A 25986-nucleotide genomic window follows, 5' to 3' on the forward strand; every position below is an offset into this window, starting at 1 on the left:
CTACGTGTGATCCCCTTCGCTGCGGGTGCCGGGCGCCGGATGCCGGATGCTGTGCGCCGCGGCCTACCGCAGCCCGAGGGGACCGAGCACGACGGACTGGCGCGTGCGCACCCACACCCCGGCGCCGTCGCGCCGTTCGGCCCGCGTCGCGAAGCGGTAGCGGTATGACACGGCGCGCACCCACCGCGGCGGCACACCGTCGAACGGGTCCGACCGCAGCAGAGCGAGCGTCGGAGCATCGGCCTCGAGCAGTCGCAGCAGGAAGACCGTGAACCAGTCGTCGAGCGAACGGCCGAGCGGCAGGAACCACATCAGCCAGTCGAGGCGCAGGTGGTACGGCGCGAACTGTCCCGGGATGCGTCGCACGTCGCCCGGCTTTCCCTTGAACTCGTACTCGCGCCACAGCAGACCGTCGTCGTCGACCGATCCCTCGACGACGATCTCGACCCGCTGCTTCGTGACCGTGCCGAACGCTCCGTAGGCGTTGCCGATCTGCCACCGGTTGAAGCTCGCGTTCATCAGCTGCCGCCGAGCGAACAGGTTGCGCAGGGCGGGCCCGCTCAGCGCCACGACGAGCACGCCCACGGCCGCCGTGAGCACGAACCAGTACAGCGGGATGCCGGGCCACAGCGTGTCGTCCATCGCATCGTCGCGCGGCGCCGCGCCGACCCCCGGCAGTCCGATCGCCGAGAAGGCGATCACGATCGTCACCCAGTTCAGCCAGGCGAAGTTGCCTGTCGCGACGAGCCACACCTGCGTCGCGATCATGATCGCCGCGGCCACCGCCCCGACGATCTGGGGCACGGGCCCGGGAATCCAGACCGACAGCAGCGGAGCGAACACGAAGAAGGGCACGACGAGCTGCGCGACGTGGTTGCCGACGACCTCGGCGCGATGGAACCACCGGGGCAGCAGATGGGCCTGCCTGCTGAGCGGCCCCGGCATGGGCTGCGTCTCGTGGTGGTACATCAGCGCCGTGAGATCACGCCACTCCCGCCCGCCGCGGATCTTGATCATGCCGGCACCGAACTCGACGCGGAACAGCAGCCACCAGAACAGCACGATCACGACGGTCGGCGGTGGCTGATCGTTCGAACCGAGGAAGGCGGCCAGGAACCCCGCCTCGAGCAGCAGCATCTCCCAGCCGAACGAATAGAAGGTCTGACCGATGCTGACCACCGACATGTATCCCAGCCACAGCGCGAGGAAGCACAGCATCGGCACCCACGGCGGACCCCACTGCGGGATGCCGACGACCAGCGCCGCGGACACGACGATCCCTGCCCCGCACAGCAGTCCGAGCCTGCGGTCGGAGTACCGGACGCGGAGGAAGAGGGTCGGATGCAGCATCCGCCGCCGTGACTCCTTCTGCCCGATCCAGTCGAGCAGCGCCGGTGCCGGCAGCAGCCCGTGCTCGCCGAGCAGCGGTCGGAACTGGTTCAGGGTCGAGATGAACGCGACGAGATAGAGCGCCGCGACGCCCCGTTGCAGGACCTCGCGGGCGAACCCGAAGTCGACCGCCGCGAACCCGTCCACGGCCACAGGCTAACCCCGGGTGCGACAGGTCGAAGAGGGGGTTGCGCGTGCCGGGTGGCGCCGTGTCGGGGGTCGCCGTGTCGGGAGACGACCGGCGATCGGGAGGAGAACGGCGATCGGGAGGAGGATCCACCGGGGACCCCCTCCCGAGTGCAGATCTCCTCCCGATCGCAGACGACTCGACCCGGGTCAGCTGACGGCGTCGAGCACTTCCTCGCGACGCCCACGCCGTGCCCGACGGATCTCCAGCGCGACCACACCCGCGATCGCGAGCGCGATCAGCAGACCTCCGGTGAGCGTGAAGCCGTGCGTCCCCGTTCCGCCCGCGGCCGGCAGCTCGAACACCGGGACGTCCCGCACCGACACCGTGCTGCCGGCGAGGGTGACCTGCGGACTCGACTGGCCGTCGGCGATCGACAGCACACCGGCCGCCGACACGATGATCTTCACCGGCTCGGCGAGGAGTGAGAACCCTTCCGGCGCCGTCGTCTCTTCGAGCCAGTACGTGCCAGGGCGCAGGCCCGCGGCGGTGAACAGCCCGACCTGGGCCCCGGCGATCAGCCCGGGAGTCACCGGCGCACCGGGAACCCCCGCGGCGTCGGCGAGCAGCCGGAACCCCGACCCGTCCATACGCACCCAGTCGCCGTTGACGTCTTCGCCGAGCTTCTCGACGATGAGCGAGGCCAGCACCTCTCGCGTGGTCGCGTGGGCCGGATCGGTGTCCGTCACCCGAGCCCCGCCCGACGCCGGCTGCCCTGAGGCGGTCGCCGTGTTCTTGTGCAGCACGCCGCCCGTGGTCGGGGCGGGGTAGGTCGCGGTGAACACGACCGACTCCCCCGGATCGAGCGTGCCGTCCCACGCGCCGACGGGAAGGATCGAGGCGGCCGCGATGACGTCATCCGCGAGCTGCACGGCGGTCAGCACGACATTGCCCGTGTTCGTGACCCGGAACTCGAACGTCATCGCCGATCCGGCGTCGACGGCGACTCCCGGCGCGGTGTTCGCGTCGTCGCCGTTCACGAGCTTGACGACCTCGATCGCGGGTGCCGCCGCGGCGAGGGTGAGGATGTAGTCTTCGACCTCACCGGACTGCGAGATGCCTCGCGGGTCAGCCACTTCCGCAGCGGTGAACGATGTGCGCAGACGCAGGTACGTGTCACCCACGACAGCCGTGCCCGGCACCGTCCACGCGAGGTTCACCGAGGTCGCACCGGCGAGGAATGCGGCCTGCACCCGCTCGGTCGCATCGAAGATGCCGTTCTTGTTGAAGTCGATCCATCCGGCGACCGTGCCGGGCGACGTGGTGCCCGACAGCGGGATCGGCAACGAGTACGCGGTGCCGCGGATCGCGCGCGGAGCCCGGATGCCGTCGGCGATCGCGTCATCCGTGTCGAGCGAGGCTCCTGCACCGGCGTTCGGCGAGAGCGTCGGCTTGGCCGTCGCGTCGGCATCCGACGTGATGCCCGCACCGAGGCGCAGCGGACCCTGGACGTGCACGGCGGCCTGAGCGGCGTCGTAGCTGCTCGGCGCGTCGCCCATGTCCTCGTGCAGCCGGATCGAGAGTCGGATCAGGTCGCCGAGGCTCTTGCCCGGGTCGTAGGTGTTGTACCCGTTCGCCCAGCCACCCGCCGCCGGCGCCCGCTGGATGTGCGTGCCGAGATTCATGGTGACCGTCTGGAAGGTGCCCTTCAGCACGACGGAGCCGCAGCCGGCGAGCGCGGTGCTGGTCATCGTCCGCCCAGCCAGCTCGGCCGCAGTGGGGAGCATGGTGTTGCACCGCGAGCTGCTCGTCTTCGTCGCAGCGGTGAGCGTGGTGGGGGTGACGCTGAGGTTCTGCGCGCCGGCGATCGGAGCGAAGGTCACTCCGGGTGTCACGATGTCCATCTGCATGGCGATCCAGCCCGCGGCTGTGCGGTCACCATCGGCATCCGTCTTCATCGTGAATCCGTTGCCGGTGATGATCTCGCAGAACGTGTCGGCTGTATTGCGCTCCTCCACGCACTGGGCGTAGCCGCCGAGACCGGAGATGTCGATGATCGGATCCGTGACCGCGCGGCTGAATGCCACCGTGAGGGTGCCGTTCTTGTTCGCGCAGTAGCCGGAGAAGTCCAGGCCGTCGCACATGCCGGCGCCCGCCTCGAGTCCTACCGTCGGCGTGGTCGCGACGTCCAGGCCGGGCGCGAACATCGCGTTGGTCGCGCCGTATCCGTTGTGCGGCGTGGTCGCCAGGAACTGCACGCCGGCCGAGCCCGACTTCGTGGTCGCCGGGTTCACCGTCAGTGTGGCGGTGACTCCGCCGCGGTAGTTCATGGTCGCGCTCGTCGCGGTGCGCGTCGTGCTCAGCGCTTCCTCGATGGCCTCTGCCGGCTGCTGCGTCATCGGCAGCCCGCCGGCGAGCAGGATCGCGCCCATGAGCGCGACTCCGAGGATCGTTCGGAGGCGACGGCGCCCTCGGGGTACGCGTGCGGATGCCGGTGCGGGTGCTGTCATGAGGTCCTCGAATCACAGGGACATCTCGCAGGAGTTCCGGGATCCGAGCAACGGACCGATGCGCATGGCAATCAGCCCCGGCGAAGCATGTCTGGGGTGTCGTCGATCTTTCGACGGCACTCACAAGACGTGGGGCTCGCGACATCGTGACGGGGGTGCATGGCCGCTGTTTCGGTACATCAATACACCCGCCCAGACACAGCGATGGGCGGAGGATCCGTGACAGATCCTCCGCCCATCGGAGGGGAGTCCACCCGCGTGCGGACGGACTCGTTCCCGTGAGTCAGGTCAGCTGACGACCCAGTCGAACTGGTCGCCGTTCTCCTCGAGCCACGCGTCGATGGCATCCGCTTCCTTGCCCTCGCCGTACTCGTTCACGACCATGTCCTCGAGCGAACCGTACTGCTCGTCGTCGAGCTTGATCTGCTCGATCAGCTCGGCGGCCTCGGGGAATTCCTCCGCGAAGCCCTTCGTGCCGAGGAAGTGCAGGGCCTCGGACTCGCCCATCGCACCCTTGGGGTCTTCGAGGTCCTTCACGGGGAAGGCGTCGTTGGCCCAGAACGGACGCCACAGCGTCACGACGATGTCCTCCTGCTTGTCGGTCGCCGACTTCAGCTCGGTGAGCATCGCCGCGGTCGACGAGGTGACGAGCTCGTACTCGCCGTCGAGACCGTACTCCGGCATCATCTTCTGGGTCTGCGCGGTGAGGCCGGCACCCGGCTCGATGCCGTAGATCTTGCCGTCGAGCTCTGCGCCCTTGCCCGCGAGGTCCTCGATCGAGTTCAGGTCGGAGTACTCCGGAACCGCGAGGGTCAGCTTCGCGTTGTCGTAGTACGCGCCGAGGTCCTCGATGTCGTCGCCGTACGTCTCCATGTACTCGGCGTGGGTCAGCTCGGGCCAGGCCGACGGGTACATGTCGACATCGCCCTGCGCCAGGCCGGTGTACAGCGGACCCGCCTCGGTCAGCGTCTTCATCTCGACCGTGTAGCCGATCTTCTCGAGCTGGTCCTGCAGCAGGTATGCGGTGCTGAGTCCGTCGGTCCACGAGGGCAGGAACCCGAGGGTGATCGTGCCCTTGTCGCCCGAACCGGACTCGCTGCCGCCGGTGTCTCCGCCGGTTCCGCCCATGCCGTCACCGCTGCAGCCGGCGAGGGTCAGTGTCGCTGCGGCGCCGATCGCCGCGATGGTCAGGATCTTCTTCTTCATGTGTATGTCTCTCGTTCCGTATATATAGGTGCTGTGTTGCTGTGTACTGCGTGTTCTCTTGTGCGGAAGGGATGAGTCAGTGCACGCCGCCGCCGACAGGGGCGCGGCGCGGGGAGGCCTTCAGTCGCTCGGCCTCGGCGTCGGCATCCAGCGCGTCGGCCGCGTCGGCCGATGCGGGAGCGGATGCCGTCGCCGTCGTGTCCGCCTCGGCGGATGCGGCATCGAGACGCTTCTGCGTGCGGCGACGCGCCAGCATCCCGAGCAGCGACGAGCGGTTGCTGCCCAGGTCGCCGAGGGCCGCGGTGACGCGGTCGAGGAAGACGGCGATGAGCACGACGCCCAGACCGGCCTCGACGCCCTTGGCGATGTTGATGGTCGAGATCGCCTCGACGACGATCTTCCCGAGGCCGTCGGCGCCCGCCATACCGGCGATGACCGCCATCGACAGCGCGAGCATGATGACCTGGTTGACGCCGGCGAGGATCGTCGGCATCGCGAGCGGGAGCTGGATGCCGCGCAGGATCTGACCCGGCTTGGCGCCGAACGCCTGACCGGCCTCGACGGTCTCGGAGTCGACTCCGCGGATGCCGAGCTCGGTCAGTCGCACACCCGGAGGCAGCGCGAAGATGACGGTGGCGACGAGACCGGGCACGACGCCGATGCTGAAGAACACGATCGCCGGGATCAGGTAGACGAACGCCGGCATCGTCTGCATGAAGTCGAGCACGGGCTTGAGCACCGCGCGCACGGTGGCGTTGCGGGCCGACCAGATGCCCAGCGGCACCGCGATCAGCACGGCGATCACCGCGGCGACGAGCACGAGGGCGAGGGTCTGCATCGCGGGGACCCAGAGGCCCATGGCCACGATCAGACCGAACGAGACGATCGTCCCGATCGCGAGCTGCCACGAGCGCACGAGCCACGCGATGAACGCCGCGATCAGGATGATGACCACGAAATGCGGGCTCAGCAGGGCGCGGGTGAGGCCGTCGACCAGGAAGCTGACCACGAACGAGATGACGTCGAGCAGACCGTCGAGGTTCGTCTTGATCCAGTCGACTCCCGTTGCGACCCAGCTGCCGAGAGGAATGCGGAAACCATCCATCAGCGCACCTCCTCCGTCGTCGTCGCGACCGGCAGCGGCTCGGCCGTCCATCCGTCATCGAGCACGGCATCGATCTCGGCCTGCGGCATCGGAAGAAGCGGCAGGGTGAGCTCGCCCGTGGCACCGGGGCCGGGGCCTAGGGCTGCGAGCAGGGTGATGCGTGGGATCACGCCGACGAGGCGCCCCTCGGCATCCACCACGGCCAGAGGCAGCGGCGATTCGACGGAGGGGATGAACAGGTTCATCAGCACCTCGTCCTTGCTGACGCTCTGCGGCGCCGGCTTGATGATGGAGTCGAGGGTCGACACCCCCTGGCGCACGAGCTTGACGGCATCGCGGTCGGTGACGATTCCCAGAAGCTTGCGGTCGCGACCGGTCACGTAGGTGGCCGACATGAACGCGTCGCGCATCTGGCGAAGCGCCGTCCGGGGGCCGGCGGTCTCGGCGACGACCGGGCGCGGGCGCTCCATGACGTTCGCGGCGGTGAGCACGCGAGCGCGGTCGACGTCCTGCACGAACTGCTCGACGTAGTCGTTGGCGGGGTCCGTGAGGATGTCCTCGGGCGTGCCGATCTGCACGATGCGACCGTCGCGCATGACAGCGATGCGGTCGCCGAGGAACATGGCCTCGTTGAGGTCGTGGGTGATGAAGACGATCGTCTTCTGCAGCTTCTCCTGCAGTTCGAGGAGCTGCTCCTGCATCTCGCGACGGATCAGCGGGTCGAGCGCGCTGAACGCCTCGTCCATGAGCAGGATGTCGGAGTCGGCGGCGAGCGCACGGGCGATGCCGACGCGCTGCTGCATGCCGCCCGAGAGCTCGGACGGGAACTTGTCGGCCTGGCCTTCGAGACCCACCAGGGTGAGGATCTCCTCGGCCTTCTTCAGTCGCTCGTCCTTGCCGACGCCCTTGAGCTCGAGCGGATAGGCGACGTTCGCGGCGACCGTGCGGTGCGGCAGCAGGGCGAAGTGCTGGAACACCATCGAGACGCGGTCGCGGCGGATCTCGCGGAGCCGTGACGACGGGATGCCCGTGATCGGGTCGCCGTTCACGATGACAGATCCGTCGGTCACATCGTGCAGCCCGTTGAGCATGCGGATGATGGTGGACTTGCCGGAACCGGAGAGCCCCATGATCACGAAGATCTCGCCGCGGTTCACGGTGAAACTGGCGTCGATGACGGCGGCGGTTCCTGCGTCGCCGACGGCGGATCTGCTCTCACCGGCCTTGAGTCGACGGACGGCACTGCTCGGATTCTTCCCGAACACCTTGTACAGATTGCGCGCTTCAAGAGCGATTTCGGACACGTTTCCCCTGCGGCTCGCCTTCGGGTGGCTGAGCCTGCTTCGGTTACGCCCGGGTGATCCTCCCGGCCGTTTCGAGTTGGAGCTGTGGCGGCGCGGACGGCGGATTTCGGATCCACCGCGATAGAGCATCGACCGTACGTCCACGCCTCTTCGCAGCACAGCACATTCGAAAGAAGGACGTGGTCGCGGACTGGTCTTCGGGCCGTCAGGCCCACCAACCAACGTAACGAAATGGCCGGTCAGGGGCAAATCCACGATCCCTAGTGCCGTTCAGTTTCGTCGGCTGACCGGGGGATTGCGCGGGTTTCGGACGCGGTCGCGGCGCGGTTCTGGTCGGCGATTTCGGTCGGCCGTTCGCGCCTGCGTCGGCCCGATCCCGAGCATTCGGCCGCGGGAAGTGCGTGTGACCGAACGACGCCCAGTCGGCGACGGATCAGCGCCGGATGCTGCGCGTGACCGTGAACTTCGGGGTGCGCGCGAGCTGCTCGGTCGCCCCGACGAGCCGGGTCAGTTCGGCGCGGTACCCGAGCGACGAGTTGAAGACCGTGAAGAGCTCTCCGCCGGGGCGGAGGATGCGGGCGGCGGCCTCGAACAGTCGGGTCGCTGCCCCGGTGTGCACGCTGCTGCCGAGGTGGAAGGGCGGATTGAGCAGCACGACGTCGGCGGTCGCGTCGGCGATCTCCGAGCCGGCGTCGTCGTGCATGACGGTGACTCGATCGTCGACGCCGTTCGCGACCATCGTGGCGCGGGCCGAGGCGACGGCCGCCGCAGATCGGTCGGTGGCGATCACGCGGGCTTCCGGGTGCGCGAGGGCGTAGGAGGCGGCGAGCGCGCCGGTCCCGCAGCCCAGGTCGACGACGATCGGAGCCGGGCTCGGCTGTTCATCGAGACCGAGCACCTCGAGCAGAACCCGCGTGCCGATGTCGAGTCTCGGCCCCGCGAACGCGCCGCCGTGCGCGACGAGCACGAGCCCGTCATGCCGCTCCGCGACCGGGAACGGCGGCTCAGCGGGGGTCGGCCGCGGCTCGGACGCGACCACCAGCCGCGACTTCCGCTCGGCGCGCTGCGCCTGCACCGTCTCGAAGCTCCGCGCGAGCACCTCGTTCTGCGTGATGGTCATGTGCTTCACGCGCCCGCCGGCGACGAGCACCACATCCGGGGCGGCCCAACGCGCTACGGCATCCGCGATCTCCTCGAGCTCGGCAAGCGCCTTGGGCAGCTGCAGCAGCACGAGCCGCGCGCCGTCGAGCAGAGTGGAGTCGAGCTCGTGCGTGGAGAATCCCGTCAGCCCGAGCTCCTCGGCGTTGCGGGCGAACGCGCGTCGCCCGGTCGCGAGGTCCTGATGCACGCGGATGCCGTCGAGTCCGCCGTCCGTCAGCGCGAGCGTGATCGCCCCGTATTCGTCGCCGATCACCGCGATCTCGCGCCCCGAGACACCGGAGAACTCCGGCGCCAGCGCGCGCTCGACGAGCAGCAGGTCGGTCGCGTCGTGCGCCTGCAGATTGTCGGCCTCGACGTCGGGCCAGCGGCGCAGGCGGCTGTATGGGAAGTCCACTCCTCCAGAGTACGAGCGACCCCTCTTGACCGCGGCTGAACATCTGTTTAGTGTGCTGTACATGCGTTCAGCTTCCGACGATCTCACCGCTCGTGCCCGCATCCGCGACACTGCCATCGCCGCTTTCGCGCGCAACGGCTTCGATGCCACCAGCCTTCGCGCGATCGCCACGGAGGCCGGAGTCAGCGCCGGGCTGATCGTGCATCACTTCGGCGACAAGAACGCCCTGCGCACGGAGTGCGACGACTATGTCGTCGGCGTCTTCACCGATGAGGAGCACGACCTCATCACGGCCCCGACCGGCGACCGCATCCGCACCGCGCTGAACGACCTCGGCCGGTACGGGCCCTATATCGACTACCTCGCCCGGATGCTGATCGACGGCTCTCCGGCAGCGGATCGGCTGTTCGACAGCTTCCTCGCGAGGACGCGCGATGTGCTCGCCGAGCAGCGCGAGGCGGGGATGCTCGAGCCGATGAGCGACCCCGAGATGACGACGCTGACCCTCACCCTGATCGGCCTGGCGCCGGTCGTGATGCGCGCTCAGATCGCCCGGGCCCTGGGCACCGATCAACTGAGCCCGGCCGGGCTGCGACGCACGACGCTGCCCACACTCGAGCTGCTCACCCACGGCATCTATTCGACGACCGCGCTGCTCGACGGTGCGCGCGAAGCCCTCGGAACAGAGGGTCCCACCCCGGAAGGAGACGCATCATGACCGACACCATCGAGATCGAACGTCTGCACAAGCGCTTCGGCAGCCGCGTCGCGCTGCACGAGCTCGACCTCCGAGTACGTCCGGGAACCGTGTTCGGGCTCATCGGACCGAACGGCGCGGGCAAGACCACCACGCTCCGCACACTGGTCGACATCATCCGTCCGTCCTCCGGCACAGTGCGCATCCTCGGCGAGGACCCGCGTCACGGCGGTGCCGCTCTGCGGCGGCGCATCGGCTACGTGCCGGGCGAGCTGCACCTCGAGGGGCGCACGAGCGGACATCGGATGCTGGCGTTCTACGCCCAGGTCTCGGGTTCACGGGACTCCGCCGCGACCCTGCGCACGGCACGCGACCTCGGCGACCGTCTCGGCGTCGATCTGTCACGTCCGGTGCGCACCCTGTCGAAGGGCAACAAGCAGAAGGTGGGGCTGATCCAGGCGTTCATGCATCGTCCGGAGCTGCTGATCCTCGATGAGCCCACCAGCGGCCTCGATCCTCTCGTGCAGCGGGAGTTCCTGCAGATGGTCCGCGAGGCGAAGGATGCCGGGCAGACCGTGCTGCTGAGCTCGCATGTGCTCAGCGAGATCCAGCAGACCGCCGACGAAGTCGCCGTCCTCGCGAACGGACGGGTCGTCGCCGACGGTGACGTCGCCTCGCTGCGACTGGGCTCGATCCGCCGGGTGAGCGTCGAGCTCGCGACGACGGATGCCGCGGCCGCGCGCGCCGGCTTCGACCGGGTGCCGGGGCTCACCGGCATCGACGCGCACGATGCCGACGGCATCCTGCAGCTGTCCGGCACGGTCGACGGCGCGATCGACCCGTTCATCAAGGCGCTCGCGCCGTTCGAGGTGCGCGACCTCACCGTCGAGGAACCGGACCTCGAGGAGTCCGTGCTCAGGCTCTACGGATCCTCTGTCGCTCCGGCATCGGCCCGACCCGCGACCCGACGATCGCGGCGCGACAGGGGGGAGCAGCGATGAACGGCATCCTGCCCGTGTTCCGACGCAGCCTGCGCGAGTCCTGGCGAAGCCTGCTCGGATGGACCGCCGGCCTCGCCGCGGTGCTGTTCCTCTATCTGCCGCTGTACCCGAGCCTCGCCGGAGACGGCCAGCTCGAGGCCATGATCTCGTCGCTGCCGAAGGAACTCGTCGACACCCTCGGGTACGACCAGATCGCGACCGGCGCCGGATACGCGCAGAGCACGTTCTTCGGCCTGATCGGCTTCCTTCTGCTGACGATCGCAGCAGTGACGTGGGGGTCGGCGGCCATCGCCGGCGCGGAGGAGAGCGGACGGGCCGAACTCGACCTCGCGCACGGCATCGGCCGCGGCCGGTATGCGCTGGAGTCGGCCTTCGCCGTGCTCGTGCGACTGCTGTGGCTCGGCGTCTTCTCGGGGCTCGTCGTCTGGGCGTTGAACGACTCGGCCGAACTCGGCCTCGACGGCTGGCGCATCGTCGGAGCGAGCGCCGCGCTCACCGGACTCTCTTTCCTCACGGCATCCGCCGCTCTGCTCGCCGGCGCAGCGACGGGTCGCCGCATCTGGGCGACCGGCGCCGGCGCGGGAATTGCCGTGGTCGGCTACGTCCTGCAGGCCCTCGCGAAGCAGTCCGATGACCTCGAATGGTTGAACGCGCTCTCGCCCTACGCCTGGGTGTACCGTCAGCCACCCCTCGCCGAGGGCGTGGATGCCGGTGGACTCGCGCTCACCTGGGGCCTGGCCGTGGTCTGCGCCGCAGCTTCGGCCGTCGCGCTGCGCGCCCGGGACCTGCGCGGCTGAGCCGCTTCGCACCGCACCAGCCAGGCGGGGTCAGTTCCGCACCGCACCAGCCGTGCGGGGTCAGTTCCGCACCGCAATGCGGCCTTTCGGATGCAGAACTGACCCCGCACGGCTGCGTGCCCGAAACAACTGTTGACACACCCGCGGTTCAGTGGTTACCTACTCTAGTAACTAACCCACCAACCAGCGGAGGACTCGTGATCGAAGAAGGCAAGCCGCTCTTCCTCCAGATCGCCGAGCAGATCGAGGACTCGATCCTCGACGGCTCTCTCGAGGAGGAATCGCAGGCGCCCTCGACGAACGAGCTCGCCGGCTTCTACCGGATCAACCCCGCGACGGCAGCGAAGGGAGTCGCCATGCTCACCGACAAGGGAGTGCTCTACAAGCGCCGCGGCATCGGCATGTTCGTCGCCGCCGGGGCGAAGGATCTGCTGCTCGGCGAGCGCCGTGCCGCATTCGCCGACCGCTACATCGAACCGCTCATCGCGGAGGCCCGCACACTGGGCCTCGGCTCCGAGGACCTCGTCGCGCTGCTGCACGAGCGCGCGACCCAGACACAGCAGAACGACCAGACAGAAGGGAAGACCACCGCATGACCGCCGTCATCGAGGTCCAGAACCTCACCAAGCACTACAAGGAGAAGAACGCGCTCGACGACGTGTCGCTCAGCCTCGAGGGCGGCGCGATCTACGGACTGCTCGGCCGCAACGGCGCGGGCAAGACCACGCTCATGTCGATCCTGACCGCGCAGAACTTCGAGTCCTCCGGCACCGTGCGCGTCTTCGGCGAGCACCCCTACGAGAACACGCACGTCCTCAACCGGATCTGCTTCGTGCGCGAGAGCCAGAAGTATCCGGATGACGCCTACCCGCGTCACGCGTTCAAGGCGGCGAGCCTGTTCTTCCGCAACTGGAACCAGGAGCTGGCCGACGAGCTCATCGAGCAGTTCCAGCTGCCGATGAAGCAGACCATCAAGAAGCTCTCCCGCGGACAGCTCTCGGCCGTCGGGGTCATCATCGGCCTGGCGTCGCGCGCCGAGCTCACCTTCTTCGACGAGCCGTACCTGGGGCTCGACGCGGTCGCCAGGCAGATCTTCTACGACCGCCTGCTCGAGGACTACGCCGAGCATCCGCGCACGATCGTCCTCTCGTCGCACCTGATCGACGAGGTCTCGAACCTCATCGAGAAGGTCATCGTGATCGACAACGGCAAGATCCTCCTCAACGAAGACACGGATGCCGTGCGCGACCGCGCCGTCACCGTGGTCGGCGATGCAGTCAAGGTCGACGCGTGGGCGGCAGACCGTGAGGTCCTGCACCGCGAGGCGCTCGGCCGAGTGGCATCCGTCACCGTGCTCGGGGCGCTGTCGGCCGCCGAGCGCGCCGAGCTCACGGCATCCGGTCTCGATCTGGCCCCGGTGTCGCTGCAGCAGCTGATCGTCCGTCTGACCCAGAAGGCCGAGGCGGGCGCAGCCACCAGAGCCTCCGTCGCGAAAGAGGAGGTGCGCTGATGCGACGCACACTCAACGTCATCCGCCTGCAGCTCATCAACCGTCAGACGTTCATCTGGGTGCCGCTGATCATCCTCGGCTCCGCGGTCGTGATCTCGGTGCTGATCTACGCGATGATCCCCGTCGACACCCCCAAGTACGGCGGTGGCGGCCAGGCTCCGCTCTGGTACTTCTTCGCGATCGGCCTCTCGGCCATGACACTCACCTTCCCGTTCTCGCAGGCGATGAGCATCACGCGGCGCGATTTCTTCTTCGGCACGCTGCTCACCGCGATCCTCGGCAGTGCGCTCATGGGCGTCGTCTTCCTGATCGGCGGCGGAATCGAGACGCTGACGAACGGCTACGGCGTGAACGGCTACGTGTTCTACCTGCCGTGGCTGTGGGAGGCGGGTCCGCTCGGAGCATTCACCGTCTACTTCACGCTCGCCCTGTTCCTGTTCGTCGTCGGCTTCACCGGGGCGACGATCTACAAGAGCTGGGGACCCACCGTGCTCACGATCGCGGGCGTCGGGCTCGGTCTCGTGCTCGTGGGTCTCGCGTTCCTCGCGACGAGGCTCGAGCTGTGGGACGAGGTGTGGCGGGGCATCCTCGACGCCGGAGCTCTCGGTCTCGCACTGTGGGGTCTCGTCGTGACCGCGGTACTGGCGGGCATCTCGTTCCTCGCGTTCCGCCGGGCCATCCCCTGATCGTCCGCTGATCACTCGACGCCGGTCGCTCCGAAGAGGGGCGGCCGGCGTCGACGCGTCGCGACCGCTACTCGCCCTCGCCGCCGGACGCAAGCACATGCGTGAACGGATGCCGAGCGGCTAGCGTCACCCTTCGGGGAGGATGACGAGAGGATGCCGTGACGAACATCAGGACACGAGTGCGCGCGCGCCGTCCCGGCATCGTGCGCTCACTGCGCGAGGCGGTCGACCCGGCCCGGCTGCTGCTCGTGGCCAAGACCGCTCTGGCTGTCGGACTCGCGTGGCTGATCGCCCCGCACATGCCCGGCGTCACCGACGAGTACCCGTACTACGCCCCGCTCGGCGCCCTCGTGAGCATGTATCCCACGCTGATGGGGTCGGTGCGGTCGGGGGTGCAGACCCTGCTCGGACTCGCCACCGGCATCGGACTGGCAGCGATCGTCGTGCTCACCGTCGGCCCGACGTGGTGGACCATCCCGGCCGTGGTCGGCATCGGCGTGCTGGTCTCGGGAACGGGGTGGTTCGGCGTCGGCCGCGAGTACGTGCCCATGGCCGCGCTCTTCGTGCTGATCATCGGCGGCCAGAATGCTGACGACTACTCGATCGGGTACCTGGTGCAGACGGCGGTCGGCGTCGTCGTCGGACTCCTCGTCAACCTGGTGATCGCGCCGGCGCCGCTGACCCTCGCCGCCGCGGCCAAGGTCGACGCGTTCCGCACGCAGCTGAGCGAGCACCTGCACGACATCGGGTCGGCGGTCTCGGAGTCATGGCCGCCCGAGCACCAGCAGTGGGCCGATGATGCGGCCTCACTCGCCGACACGACGGCGGAGCTGCGCACGGCCCTGTCGGAGGCCGACGACAGCCGGCGAGGCAACCCACGGGCGCTGGGACGACGGGGGGAGACGCGACACATCCACGCCGAGCTCGCCCGGCTCGACAGGATCGCGCATCTGATCCGCGACATCTCGGACGAGATCGCCGACACCATCTGGGATCGCCCAGGGGCTCTGGTGCTCGACGCGGCGCTGCCCGAACCGCTGTCGAACGCGTGCCATGCCGTCGCCGAGGTGATCGCCCAAGAGGATCCCCTGTCGCCCGAGGATCACCGGGTCAGGGGTGAGGCCGCGCGCGCCGTGAGGCTGCTGCTCGAGACCGTCGACGACCGGACCATCGACGCCCGCCGCTCGATGGGGCCGGGAGTGCTCGCGGCCATGCACCTGCGGCGCATCCTGATCCTCAGCGGCCACCGCGACGAGGACGAAGACGAGGACGAGTCGGACGACGGGGCGGGGTAGTCGGATCCGACGAGCGACCAGGATCGACGACGGTAGCCGATGTCCGTGCCCCTGCGTAGGATCGGCGGCACGCACCCACGACCTGAGGAGACGACGATGTCCGCCGAGCAGATCACCGAGAAGCCCCTTCCCTACGTCCGCCTCGCGGCGCTGACCCAGAGCGTCGCCTCACAGCCCGAGGTCGCGGGGGTGGTGGGTCCGCTGTTCGATCAGGTGGCCGATGCGATCGTCGCGTCGGGCGGAGAGCCGGGGCTCCCGATCGCGGAGTACGACATGAACAAGCACGGCGTGCGCATCACGGTCGGCTTCACCTATGACGGGCCGGCGATCGACGGCCTCGTCATCGTCGAGCTTCCCGCGGTCGACGATGCGTTCACCGCCACGCACCTCGGCACCATGGCGACGATCGATGACAGCTGGCATGCGCTGAACCAGGCGATCGCCGCGCACGGGGCGACGGCGCAGGGCGCCTGCCGTGAGGTCTATCTGCAGTCGGAGTCCGAAGATCAGGCCGACTGGATCACCGAGCTCCAGCAGCCGGTCACCCGCAGCTGATCGTCAGAGCGCTCCGGCGAGCGCCGCGATGCCGACGATCACCGAGACGAGCGCGAGCACCAGGGCGATCGCGATCAGCACGGCGTGCACCTTGAGGAACGCCGTCGCCTTGCCGTCGGCATCCCGTGCCCGCGGGTCGGTCGCGACGCGCTTGTAGAAACGGGGCCACACCAGCACGTTGAAGGCGGCGTTGAGGAAGAGCACGACGGCGAGAGCGATCACCACTCCACGCTAACGCCCGCGGCACGAGTCTCCGGACACCCGGCATCCGTCTCCCCGGGACGGAATCCCGCCAGAACCCCGAAAAAACATACCGAGTCCATGTATCAGGAGCCTCTTGCCGTGCTCCTTACCGGTGTGATCACAATGGGACTCATGATCGACGGCGCACCCGACGGCGCCGCCCTCGATCCTGCACCGGACGACGGAGCAGCACGCTGGAGGCGTGCCGCCGAGTTCTTCGACGCATGGCGGGACGGCGAGAGCCGCGCGATGGACGACCTCGTGCGGCTGATGACGCCTGTGCTCTGGCATGTCGTGCGCGCCTACGGACTCGACCGCACACTGGCCGAAGACGTCGTCCAGACGACGTGGCTGCAGCTGGTTCGCGGGCACCGCTCGATCAGTGATCCGAAAGCGGTGTCGGCCTGGCTGACGACCACCGCTCGCCGCGAGGCCTGGCGGGCCGGGAAGGCCCAGAACAGGGTCGACACGACCGAGTCGGATGCTCTCGACGCACTGCTTCCCACGCAGCAGTCGGCCGAGCACCACGCCACCGTCGGCGACGAGAAGCGACGGCTGTGGGCAGCGGTTCGCCTCCTCGCCGACCGATGCCAGCGACTGCTGCGAGTGATCGCCTTCGAGGAGCGACCGGACTACGCCCGCCTCGCCGCCGATCTCGCGATGCCGGTCGGCAGCATCGGCCCCACCCGCCAGCGCTGCCTCGCGAAGCTGCGCGAGCTGCTCGACGCACCGACACCACGAACGGAGGGCAGCTCATGAGCGAGAACGATCGCGCCAACGGCGGCGACAACCATGAGGATGCCGAGCTGTTCGCGCAGCTGCGTTCGCTCTGGCGTGACGTCGACCCGATGCCGGCCGCCCTCATCGACCGCATGATCGCGGCCGTGGCAGCCGAGGGGCTGTCGGAGGAGTACGCGCTGCTCACCCTCATCGAGGAACCGCTCGGAGCCGTTCGCGGCGACGCCGACGCGCTCACCCTGCAGTTCAGCGACGGCACGACCAGCATCCTGCTGCACGTCACGCGCACGGCGAGCGGTGCGCACCGGGTCGACGGCTGGGTCGACTCGATCTCGGGTGCGATCGAACTGGCTCAGGGCGAGAGCATCCGCACGACGACGGCGAACGACACCGGCCGCTTCCTGTTCGACGACGTGCCCGACGGGTTGACCCGCGTGCGCCTGAGCACCACGGTCGGCGACCAGGAGCGCACCCTGTCGACCCCGCAGTTCGAGTTGTGATCCACCGCGGGGCGACCCGCGCATGACGGGGCGACCCGTGCACAACACCGCTGGGCGACTCCCGCACCACGCAGGACCTCACTCACCGGAAGCGGGCCGACCCGCACACACCGCGGGGTCCCCCGCACAGGACGCGGGCTCATCCCGCAGAGGACGCGGGTCCGCCCGCGAGGAGAGGATCGACGATGGAGCAGCCCAAGGGGTGGAGCTGGCAGGACCGGGCGGAGGGATCGATCAGACGGGGGACGGCGCTGGACCCGTCGGTCGAACCCGTCGAGGGCGTCAGGGCGTTCCCCACCGCATATCTGCAGGAGCGGCTGCTGATCACGCAGGATCAGGAGAATGGTCAGGAGGAGTACGACGAGGAGATCCGCGAGCTGCGCGATGCAGCCGGCTCGTTCGGCTGGATGCTCGAGATCGATTCGCCGGATGCTCTGCGCGCGGCTGATCCGCTGGTCCCCGGCGTGCCGGGGTTCCTGCGCGCTCGCCTGACCACTCCCGACGAGCCGACCCGCGGCGAGTCCCCGGTGCCGCCGGACGCCTGGCGCGTGCTGCAGCGCGCGCGGCGCAGCTCCGGCACGTCGATGCCGCGAACCAGCCTCGAGCATGTGCTGTCGATCGACCCCGTCGGACTCAACCCGTTCAGCCGAACGAATCCCTTCAGCCGCACCAACCCGTTCAGCCGCACCAACCCGGTGCGCGGCGCGGGCGGAGGGGCCGGAGGCAGCGACGACTACCTCGAGCCGGGGCGCGGCGCGCGCCAGCCGGTGACCTGGCTCGGACCGGCTCCCCGGCGCACGGCGGCCCCGAAGCGCGGCCGACGTCCGGTGGTGGCGGTGCTCGACACGGGATGCGGTGTGCACGACTGGCTGCCGGACGACATCGTCACCCGCCACATCGAGATCGACGGCGTGCCGATCGGACTCACCGACGACGCAGACCCCGAGGTCTATCCGGATCTCTACGGGCAGCTCGACGGCGAGATCGACGCCGTCGCCGGGCACGGCACGTTCATCGCGGGCATCATCCGTCAGACGGCGCCGGATGCCGACATCCTGTCGATCCGCATGGCCGGCGCACTGGGCGTGATCGACGAGAGCACCTTCCTGACGACCGTCGCGCAGGTCGTCGAGCTGCTGCGGCGACACCGCGAGGACCCGTCGACCGGGCATCCGATCGACGTGCTCAACCTGTCGCTCGGGTACTACCACGAGACCCCGGTCGACGGTCAGTTCAGCCGGACCCTCGACGCGCTGCTCACCGCGGCGCGAGAGCTGGGGTGCGTGGTGGTGTGCTCGGCGGGCAACGACGCGATCGACCGGCCGTCGTTCCCGGCATCGCTGTGGCCGTGGCCCGGTGCCGACAACGGCATCTCCCGTGATCACGCTGCGCCGCATGTGTCGGTCGGGGCTCTCAATCCGTCGGGCCGGTCGGTCGCGCTGTTCTCGAACGTCGGCCCCTGGGTGCAGGTCTACGCCCCCGGCGCCGCCGTCGTGAGCACGTCACCGGCCTTCGTCGGAGGCGAGCAGGCGACGACCAGAGCGGACGTCGACGGACTGCGGCGCGAGACGATCGACCCGGACGACTACCGCGGAGGCTTCTCGATCTGGAGCGGCACGTCGTTCGCGGCTCCCTACGTGGCAGGGCGCATCGCCGCACAGTTGGGTTCGGTGCCGGCGCAGGGCGTCAGGGCGGATGCTGCGGCCAAGGCCGTCTCCGCCGTGCTCAAGACTCTGCCCTCACCGGTGACAGGGGCGTAGCCACGCACGTCGGATCACAGATGCATGCTCAAAACACAGATGCATGCCTGAAACAGCGATGCGGGCATGCATCTGTGATCTCGGCATGCAGTTGGCGCACGAATCAGCCGACAGGCGGCGAGAGCGAGCGTTCGTCCGATACTGCAGAAGCGGATGCGGCCGCATATCTTCCCTGAGACCAGGGATACCGGCATTCTGGTGCAATGCCCCTGTCTGCTCTCGAGCTGCATCAGCGCGGCGTCGACGCAGCCAACTCCCGACGGTTCGCGCAGGCGCGGCGTGCACTGACCGCGGCAGCGGCGCGCACCGACGACGCCGATCTGCGCGCCCGCATCGACGGAACCATGGCCTATGTCCTCGCCCAGACGGGTGAACCGGCCGAGGCCGAGAGGCTGTCGCGCGAAGCGCTGTCGCGCCCGGGCCTCAGCGACGAGACGGTCGCCCTCGCGAACGGTCAGCTGGGCACGCTGCTCATGCACAACGGCAGACTCGATGAGGCCGACCTGTGTCTCACGGCGGCGATCGACGGCCTCGACGTGGGCTCGATCGAGAGCGCGAACTGCCTGATGAGCCGGTCGATCGTCAGCATGCAGAGGCACCGGCTCGACGACTGCTCGGCCGATCTGCAGCGGGCCATCGCCGCCTATGAGGCCCACGGCGCCGACGAACCGCTCGCCGAAGCCCGACACAACCTCGGCTACGCCGCGCTGCTCGGAGGCGACCTCGTCACCGCGCTCGGGCTGATGACCCGTTCGCGGCCGATCCTCGCCGCCACGAGCGACCTCGCCGCAGCCATCAGCGACCTCGACCGGGCCGAGGTGCTGCGCGATGCCGGTCTCACCACCGAGGCCGAGGCGCTGCTCGGCGCGGTCGCGGCGCGGTTCGGCGCCCAGCGGATGCGGCAGGCCAGGGGCGAAGCAGAGCTGCACCTCGCCCGGTCGCTGCTGCGCCATGACGCCACAGGCGCCGAGCGTGCCGCAGCGACGGCATCCCGTCGATTCGCCGCACTGGGGAGCGAGAGCTGGGCTGCGCGCGCCGAGGCCGTGCGACTGGAGGCGCGGCTGCGGACACGACCGCAGAGTCCGCCGACCGCAGAGGACTTCACCCGCACGGTCGACGCGCTCACCCGCGGAGGATTCCGCACCGAAGCCACCGCCGTGTCGCTCACCGCTCGGCTCGCAGACGGAGGTCGCCTGCCCCGGCTCAGCACCGACGCGCCGACCCCGCTGCGGATCCGTGCGCATGAGGTGCGGGCGATGCGGGCGGCCGGCAGGGGCAGGGATGCCGAGGCCCGCCGGGCCGCGGCCGAGGGCCTCGACCTGCTCACCGCCTGGCAGCAGTCGTTCGGTGCGCTCGACCTGCAGGCATCGGTGGCGATGCACGGCACCGAGCTGATGTTCGCCGGACTCGCCGCCGCCGCACGGTCGCGCGATCCCGAGGTGCTGTTCGAGTGGTCCGAGCGTGCCAGGCACCTGAGCCAGCAGGTGGCACCCGTGCGTCCGCCGCACGATGCCGACCTGTCGTCCGACCTGGCCGAGTTGCGGATGCTGCGCGCCGACCTCGCGGGGTCGGACTGGACGACCGACGCTCGGGTGCGCGAATTGCGCGATCGGGTGCGCGACCGGCAGTGGTCCTCGACCGGGGTCGGCAGGAACCATGAGCGCCTCGGGCTGCCCGAGACCAGGGCACGGCTCGACGCCGACACCGCGATCCTCGCCTACGTCTTCACGCGCGAGGAGCTGCTGTGCGTCGTCGTGACGGCATCCGGGTCGTCGATCGTCGAGCTGTCGCTGCCGCTCATCGAGGCCGCGCTCGACGGACTCCGCGCCGACCTCGACGTGGCTGCCCTCACCCATGGCGGTCCGATGGCGCACGTCGTGGCGCGTTCGCTCGACGAGAGGCTGCGACGACTGGACGCTGCCCTCCTGGCACCTGCGCGCGCGGCATCGGGCGGAGCCGCACGTCTGGCGCTCACCGTGCCGGGCATCCTGGGCGGCATCCCCTGGGCGATGCTCCCCGGAATGCGCGGAACACCGTTCACGATCGCGACCTCGGTGTCGCGACTGCTCGGCGACTCACGTCGACGCCCCGCCTCGGGCGACGATCACAGGGCACAGGCCTCCCGGGCAGGTTTCGCGACCGGCCCCCGCGTCGCGCGCGCCGAGGAGGAGGTGCGTCGGGCCGCCGCAGCGTGGGCAGGAGCCAGCATGCTGACCGGCGACAGCGCGCGGGTCAGTGCCGTCACCGAGCTCGCCGAGCAGGTCGACGTGCTGCACATCGCCGCGCATGGCCGCCACGCTGTCGACAACCCGCTGTTCTCGGGATTCGAACTGGTCGACGGCACCCTGTTCGGGTACGACGTCGATCTGATCTCGCACGCGCCCGAGACCGTGGTGCTCTCGGCGTGTGAGCTGGGCCGCTCGTCGGTGCGCTGGGGCGAGGAGGCCCTGGGAATGACGCGGGTCTGGTTGCATGCCGGCACCGGCTGCGTGATCGCCGCCCCCGTCGTGGTGGCAGACGACGTGGCCTGCGAGCTGCTCGGGGCGGTGCACACCGAGCTGGCCGCGGGCGCACGGCCGGCGGCCGCGCTGGCCACGGCAGCCGATTCGACCGGGCTCAGTGCCCCATTTCAGTGCCACGGAAGCGGACTCTGAAACTTTTCTCCAGTCGATGTATCAGAACATCGATGGTCTGCTCCTTATCTCCAGAAGGTGCCGCGAAGGACTTCGGAAACGAAGTGCGAGGGAGGCGCAGTCGAATTGGGGACCCTCGTGCACTGGGGAGTGTGAGGGAACGACAGGACACCATCTGCTCCGGGGATGTCGCGAGAGGGGTCGCGGCATCCCCACCAGGAGTTCGGCACTGTGCTGCTTGTGAGAGCCGAGTCCGCGTGCGAAGATCACAGGCACATTCAGCACCGAAGGCAGTGTGCCCTGGCGTGCGGAGAGCTGGTCGTCATGGGGTCGAAACGAGTGCTCGCATTCATCGCAGTGGCCGTCTTCGGCGCTGCGGTGTCGGTGGGGTGCACCGACCAGGGTCTGAATTCAGCGACGCCGACCCCCACGGCCATTGACTCGACACCCTCACCGGGTGCGGCGGCGGTGGGCGAATGGGCCTCACCGGACGATCCCGACGTGACGCTGACTCTGAATGAGGATGGGTCGTTTGTCGGTTTCGACGGCTGCAACGGGCACTCGGGCGACTGGAGCGGCCCGAACGGCGGAGTCATCCACCTCGAGTTCACGATGCACACGGATGCCGGCTGCCCCGACGGGGTGGTGCCCTGGCTCGCGCTGTCCGACGGGGCGATGCTGCGCGGCGACGCGCTCGAGCTCTTCGGCCCCACCGACGGAACGACCGGCGAGCTGGCGAGGTCCGAGGACTGAGCAGCGAGCGAGGACGGCAGGTCAGGCCGTCAGGACCTCGTAGCCCGCGTCACGGAATGCGGCCAGAGTCGCGGCATCCGTGCCGTCGTCGGTCAGGAGCACGGGGAACAGCTCGGAGCCGCCGACGGCCGCGAACGCCACCGTGCCGATCTTGCTGCTGTCGGTGACGACCACGGCTCGGCGGGCGCGTTCGGCCATCATGCGGTTGACGGCGGCCTCGCGCTCGTCCTGAGTCGTGGCGCCGGCAACGGCATCCATGCCGTTGACTCCGATGAAGGCGATGTCGAGTCGCACTCCGCGCAGCAGCTGCTCGACGAACGGACCGACCAGTTCATAGCTGCGCGAGTGGATCACCCCGCCGGTCACGACGACCTTGATGTCGGGTCGGGTGGCGAGCTGGGCTGCGATGTTCACGGCGTTGGTGACGACCGTGATGCCCGATCCTGCGGCGAGGTCGTCGCGAGCGGCGAGCGCTGCGGCGATGGCCGTGGTCGTGGTTCCACCGGACAGACCGACGACCATGCCCGGCGCGACGAGAGCGGCGGCGGCCTGGGCGATGCTCTCCTTCTGCTGCGAGCGCTGGTGGCTCTTGTAGCGGATCGGCAGCTCGTAGGCGACCGAGTGCGCGACCGCCCCGCCGTGCGTGCGCGTGAGCAGACGCTGCTCGGCGAGCGAGTCGAGATCGCGGCGGGTGGTGGCGGCAGAGGCGCCGAACTGCTCGACCAGTTCGTCGACGTTCACCTCGCCGTCCGCGGCCAGCAGGTCGAGGATCGCGTTCAGTCGGGCGGCGCGCTTCATGTGACCATCCTGCCCGGCATCCCGAGCCTCACCCTGCGACCTGGGCGGTCTCGAGCGCGAAGAGGCGCAGCATTCGGGCGGCCTCGCCCGCGAGCGCCTCCCGCGCGGGGGTGAGGTACTTGCGCGAGTCGACGAGCTTCGCATCGGCGTCGAGGGTCGAGCGGATCGCCCGGGTGAAGAATCCGTTCAGGTGCGTCGAGACGTTGATCTTCGTCATGCCGGCCCTCACGGCGTCGGCGATCACGGCGTCGGCTACCCCGGATGATCCGTGCAGCACCAGCGGCACGTCGAGCGCGTCTCGCAGTCGCGCGATCAGCTCGAGATCGAGCGATGCCGTGCGATCGGTCATCGCGTGCGACGACCCCACGGCCACTGCCAGCGCGTCGACGCCGGTCGCTGCGACGAACGCGCGCGCCTCGTCGGGGTCGGTGCGCACACCGGGGGCGTGGGCGCCGTCCTTGCCGCCGACCTCGCCCAGCTCTCCTTCGACATAGACGCCCGCCGCGTGCGCTCTTTCGGCGACGGCAGCGGTCAGGGCCACGTTCTCGTCGTACGGCAGCGCACCGCCGTCGAACATGACCGAGCCGAAGCCCAGGGCGATGGCCTCGTCGACGAGCTCTGGGCGCTCCGCGTGATCGAGGTGCACCGCGACCGGCATCTGCGCGCGACGGGCGACGGCGAGCGTCGCCAGAGCGATCGGCTCGAGTCCACCGTGATAGTCGGCGCAGTTCTGCGAGATCTGCAGGATCACCGGCAGTCCGGCGTCGGCCGAGGCGCGAACGAGCCCCTCGGCGGTCTCGAGGTGGATCACGTTGAAGGCGCCGATGCCGGTGCCGCGCGCTGCGGCATCCGTCACCAGCTCACGGGCGGAGACCAGGGTCACAGAGGGTCCTCTCGAACGGTGGAGTCGTAGGGGGCGACGACCAGGCGCTCCTCGAGCTCCGCCCAGTCGTCGGAGATCTCGCCGGCGAGCGGCATGAGCACCGCGGCGGCCGACCAGGCGGTGGCGCGTCGCAGAATCGTGGCGGGATCACGGATGCCGTCGGCATAGAGCACCGCGCACGCGGCCACCCCTGCGTCGCCCGCGCCGGTCGGATTGCCGGCCAGCGGGGCATCGAGACGGGCATGGAGCACCGCCGATGCCGTGACCGCGAGCATGCCCTCGGCGCCGAGCGACAGCAGCACGAGATCGACACCGCGCTCGATCAGCGAGCGGGCACCGCCGACCGGGTCGGTGATGCCGGTCGCCTCGACGAGCTCGGCGGCGTTGGGCTTGAGCACGGATGCTCCGGCATCCGCCGCGTGCAGGAGAGCCGGACCCGAGGTGTCGACGATCACGGGCACACCGGCGTCCCGCGCCGTGCCGATCAGCAGCGGAAGCAGCGTCTCAGGAGCACCGGGCGGCAGGCTGCCCGAGACCACGAGCACGCGCGCGCCGGGAAGGGCATCGACGACCTCGCCCAGCATCGCAGCCCACTCGGGGTCGGAGGGGTTCACGCCCCGCTCGTTCACGATCGTCGTGTCGCCGAGGGTCTCGTCGACCAGCGCGATGCTCTGCCGTGTCGCTCCGACCACGGGGACCAGGCGATGGGGCACGCCGCTGGCCCCGAGCTCTGCGGCGAGCTCGACACCGCTGCGACCGCCTGCCGTCGACACGGCGAGCACCGAGGCGCCCTGCGCGTGGGCGACCCGGGCGACGTTCAGGCCTTTGCCGCCGGCACGCACCGCACCGGCATCCGCTCGGTGGGTCTCGCCGAGGGTCAGTCGCTCGACGTGCCAGGTGAGGTCGAGCGCGGGGTTCGGGGTGACGGTGAGGATCATGCCAGCTCCCTCGCGCGCAGCGCCGCGCCCAGGATGCCGGCATTGCCCGACAGCTCCGCCGGCACGAGCTCAGGAAGGCGATGGAAGCTCAGACGCTCCGCCAGTCGTGCCCGCAGCTCGTCGAAGAGCGCTCCCCCGGCGCGGGAGAGTCCACCACCGATCACGATCGCCTCGGGGGCGATGACGGCGGTGAGCTGCGCGAGGGACAGGGCGAGGGCGTCGAGCGCCGAGTTCCAGATCTCGGAGGCGACGCGGTCGCCGGCCGCCGCGCGGGCGATCACGTCCTTCGCGCCGTCGGGGCTGATTCCGGTCGCCTCGCGATAGCGGCGAGCGATGGCGCCGGCAGACGCGACGACCTCGAGGCACCCGCGCGCACCGCACGCGCACACCGGTCCGTCGGCGATCGGCGAGTGGCCGATCTCGCCCGCGTAGCCGCCGGCGGTGTACGGCTCGCCGCCCACCAACAGGGCACCCGCGATGCCCGTGCCGATGACCAGCACGACGGAGTTCGAGTAGGCGCGGGCGCCGCCGAGGCGGTGCTCGGCCCAGCTCGCCGCCCGCACGTCGTGATCGAACGCGACGGGCAGACCGAGCTTCTCCGACGCGAGGTCGCGCAGCGGCGAGTTCCGCCAGCCGAGATTGCTCGCGAAGACGCCGAGGCCGGCCTCCGCGTCGACGATCCCCGGCACCACGAGTCCTGCCGCCAGCGGCACGACATCGGGGTGGTCGGCCCGCAGTTCGGCGGCGAGCACGCCCAGGCGCTCGATCAGCACCTCCGTGCGGTCCCCCTCGGCGACGGGGGTCGGCGTGCGGCGGAGGCCGAGAGCCGTGCCGTCGGCATCGAACAGCGCCGACTTGATGTCGGTGCCGCCCACGTCGAACGCCAGCACCGGCGCGCCGTGACCGAGCGGGCGCGCGGCGGCGAGCCGCTCGCCCGACGCGTCGCTCACGACGTCGGCGATGCTCGCGGCATCCTCAGTGCTGGTCATCGATCGCTCCGCTG

24 protein-coding genes are annotated in these 25986 nt (G+C 69.6%); 13 read left to right on the plus strand and 11 right to left on the minus strand.

Annotated features, from left to right (window positions below; genetic code table 11):
• Nucleotides 1-63 precede the first annotated feature (63 nt).
• The 6 genes from BEP68_RS02095 to BEP68_RS02120 form a co-directional block, all read right to left on the minus strand.
• The gene (locus BEP68_RS02095) at nucleotides 64-1536 is read right to left on the minus strand and encodes a lipase maturation factor family protein (RefSeq protein ID WP_187249082.1); all 1473 of its coding nucleotides are present in this window, start codon (nucleotides 1534-1536) and stop codon (nucleotides 64-66) included.
• Nucleotides 1537-1725: 189 nt separating this feature from the next.
• Nucleotides 1726-4026 (minus strand): GEVED domain-containing protein, encoded by a 2301-nt coding sequence (locus tag BEP68_RS02100; protein WP_187249083.1) that lies wholly within the window; start codon nucleotides 4024-4026, stop codon nucleotides 1726-1728.
• A gap of 288 nt (nucleotides 4027-4314) precedes the next feature.
• Nucleotides 4315-5232 carry a glycine betaine ABC transporter substrate-binding protein gene (locus BEP68_RS02105; RefSeq protein ID WP_053098368.1) on the minus strand — a complete coding sequence of 306 codons (918 nt, stop codon included), beginning with the start codon at nucleotides 5230-5232 and terminating at the stop codon, nucleotides 4315-4317.
• Nucleotides 5233-5308: 76 nt separating this feature from the next.
• A complete protein-coding gene (locus BEP68_RS02110) occupies nucleotides 5309-6337 on the minus strand; it encodes an ABC transporter permease (RefSeq protein ID WP_056277616.1) in 1029 nt (342 codons plus the stop codon).
• The gene (locus BEP68_RS02115; RefSeq protein ID WP_056275952.1) at nucleotides 6337-7641 is read right to left on the minus strand and encodes a glycine betaine/L-proline ABC transporter ATP-binding protein; all 1305 of its coding nucleotides are present in this window, start codon (nucleotides 7639-7641) and stop codon (nucleotides 6337-6339) included. The genes BEP68_RS02110 and BEP68_RS02115 overlap by 1 nt, the downstream gene beginning before the upstream one ends.
• Before the next feature lie 433 nt (nucleotides 7642-8074).
• On the minus strand, nucleotides 8075-9196 hold the full coding sequence (locus BEP68_RS02120) for a class I SAM-dependent methyltransferase (RefSeq protein WP_315985253.1): 1122 nt from the start codon (nucleotides 9194-9196) through the stop codon (nucleotides 8075-8077).
• A gap of 61 nt (nucleotides 9197-9257) precedes the next feature.
• Here BEP68_RS02120 and BEP68_RS02125 point away from each other — a divergent pair, with 61 nt between their 5' ends.
• From BEP68_RS02125 to BEP68_RS02160, 8 genes are all read left to right on the plus strand, one after another.
• Nucleotides 9258-9914, plus strand: a complete 657-nt coding sequence (locus BEP68_RS02125; protein ID WP_187249085.1) for a TetR/AcrR family transcriptional regulator — start codon at nucleotides 9258-9260, stop codon at nucleotides 9912-9914.
• Complete coding sequence (locus tag BEP68_RS02130) at nucleotides 9911-10894, plus strand: ABC transporter ATP-binding protein (RefSeq protein ID WP_187249086.1); 984 nt, start codon at nucleotides 9911-9913, stop codon at nucleotides 10892-10894. Before BEP68_RS02125 ends, BEP68_RS02130 begins: the two co-directional genes overlap by 4 nt.
• A complete protein-coding gene (locus BEP68_RS02135) occupies nucleotides 10891-11691 on the plus strand; it encodes an ABC transporter permease subunit (protein ID WP_187249087.1) in 801 nt (266 codons plus the stop codon). The genes BEP68_RS02130 and BEP68_RS02135 overlap by 4 nt, the downstream gene beginning before the upstream one ends.
• A gap of 197 nt (nucleotides 11692-11888) precedes the next feature.
• A complete protein-coding gene (locus BEP68_RS02140) occupies nucleotides 11889-12287 on the plus strand; it encodes a GntR family transcriptional regulator (RefSeq protein WP_187249088.1) in 399 nt (132 codons plus the stop codon).
• Nucleotides 12284-13201, plus strand: coding sequence for an ABC transporter ATP-binding protein (locus tag BEP68_RS02145; protein ID WP_056275931.1), 918 nt, complete (start codon nucleotides 12284-12286; stop codon nucleotides 13199-13201). Before BEP68_RS02140 ends, BEP68_RS02145 begins: the two co-directional genes overlap by 4 nt.
• Nucleotides 13201-13887, plus strand: a complete 687-nt coding sequence (locus BEP68_RS02150) for a hypothetical protein (RefSeq protein WP_053098360.1) — start codon at nucleotides 13201-13203, stop codon at nucleotides 13885-13887. The genes BEP68_RS02145 and BEP68_RS02150 overlap by 1 nt, the downstream gene beginning before the upstream one ends.
• Nucleotides 13888-14045: 158 nt before the next feature.
• Nucleotides 14046-15182 carry an FUSC family protein gene (locus BEP68_RS02155; RefSeq protein ID WP_187249089.1) on the plus strand — a complete coding sequence of 379 codons (1137 nt, stop codon included), beginning with the start codon at nucleotides 14046-14048 and terminating at the stop codon, nucleotides 15180-15182.
• A 96-nt stretch (nucleotides 15183-15278) separates the two neighbouring features.
• Nucleotides 15279-15737 carry a GyrI-like domain-containing protein gene (locus tag BEP68_RS02160; RefSeq protein ID WP_053098358.1) on the plus strand — a complete coding sequence of 153 codons (459 nt, stop codon included), beginning with the start codon at nucleotides 15279-15281 and terminating at the stop codon, nucleotides 15735-15737.
• Between the two features lie 3 nt (nucleotides 15738-15740).
• On the opposite strand, the gene BEP68_RS02165 is transcribed toward BEP68_RS02160, so the two are convergent.
• Entirely contained in the window at nucleotides 15741-15959 is a 219-nt protein-coding gene (locus tag BEP68_RS02165) for an SCO4848 family membrane protein (protein WP_222839149.1), read from the minus strand.
• Between the two features lie 153 nt (nucleotides 15960-16112).
• Here BEP68_RS02165 and BEP68_RS02170 point away from each other — a divergent pair, with 153 nt between their 5' ends.
• The 5 genes from BEP68_RS02170 to BEP68_RS02190 all read left to right on the plus strand — a co-directional run bounded on the left by BEP68_RS02170 (nucleotide 16113) and on the right by BEP68_RS02190 (nucleotide 22364).
• Nucleotides 16113-16739 carry an RNA polymerase sigma factor gene (locus BEP68_RS02170; RefSeq protein WP_230101089.1) on the plus strand — a complete coding sequence of 209 codons (627 nt, stop codon included), beginning with the start codon at nucleotides 16113-16115 and terminating at the stop codon, nucleotides 16737-16739.
• Nucleotides 16736-17218, plus strand: coding sequence for a hypothetical protein (locus BEP68_RS02175; protein ID WP_056275923.1), 483 nt, complete (start codon nucleotides 16736-16738; stop codon nucleotides 17216-17218). The genes BEP68_RS02170 and BEP68_RS02175 overlap by 4 nt, the downstream gene beginning before the upstream one ends.
• A gap of 185 nt (nucleotides 17219-17403) precedes the next feature.
• Nucleotides 17404-18978, plus strand: a complete 1575-nt coding sequence (locus BEP68_RS02180; RefSeq protein ID WP_187249090.1) for a S8 family peptidase — start codon at nucleotides 17404-17406, stop codon at nucleotides 18976-18978.
• A 203-nt stretch (nucleotides 18979-19181) separates the two neighbouring features.
• A complete protein-coding gene (locus tag BEP68_RS02185; protein WP_187249091.1) occupies nucleotides 19182-21632 on the plus strand; it encodes a CHAT domain-containing protein in 2451 nt (816 codons plus the stop codon).
• 303 nt (nucleotides 21633-21935) lie between these two features.
• Entirely contained in the window at nucleotides 21936-22364 is a 429-nt protein-coding gene (locus BEP68_RS02190) for an META domain-containing protein (RefSeq protein ID WP_187249092.1), read from the plus strand.
• 21 nt (nucleotides 22365-22385) lie between these two features.
• Here BEP68_RS02190 and BEP68_RS02195 read toward each other — a convergent pair whose 3' ends face one another.
• Genes BEP68_RS02195 through BEP68_RS02210 form a run of 4 tightly spaced genes read right to left on the minus strand, consistent with a single transcriptional unit; the run spans nucleotide 22386 to nucleotide 25972 of the window.
• Nucleotides 22386-23162 carry a DeoR/GlpR family DNA-binding transcription regulator gene (locus BEP68_RS02195; protein WP_187249093.1) on the minus strand — a complete coding sequence of 259 codons (777 nt, stop codon included), beginning with the start codon at nucleotides 23160-23162 and terminating at the stop codon, nucleotides 22386-22388.
• 28 nt (nucleotides 23163-23190) lie between these two features.
• Nucleotides 23191-24045: a ketose-bisphosphate aldolase gene (locus BEP68_RS02200; protein ID WP_187249094.1), complete on the minus strand. Its 855-nt coding sequence runs from the start codon at nucleotides 24043-24045 to the stop codon at nucleotides 23191-23193.
• Nucleotides 24042-24983 (minus strand): 1-phosphofructokinase family hexose kinase, encoded by a 942-nt coding sequence (locus BEP68_RS02205; protein ID WP_187249095.1) that lies wholly within the window; start codon nucleotides 24981-24983, stop codon nucleotides 24042-24044. Before BEP68_RS02205 ends, BEP68_RS02200 begins: the two co-directional genes overlap by 4 nt.
• Entirely contained in the window at nucleotides 24980-25972 is a 993-nt protein-coding gene (locus BEP68_RS02210) for an ROK family protein (protein ID WP_187249096.1), read from the minus strand. Before BEP68_RS02210 ends, BEP68_RS02205 begins: the two co-directional genes overlap by 4 nt.
• Between the last annotated feature and the right edge of the window lie 14 nt (nucleotides 25973-25986).

This window comes from Microbacterium sp. 4-7 (assembly GCF_014332665.1).
Taxonomy (GTDB): domain Bacteria; phylum Actinomycetota; class Actinomycetes; order Actinomycetales; family Microbacteriaceae; genus Microbacterium.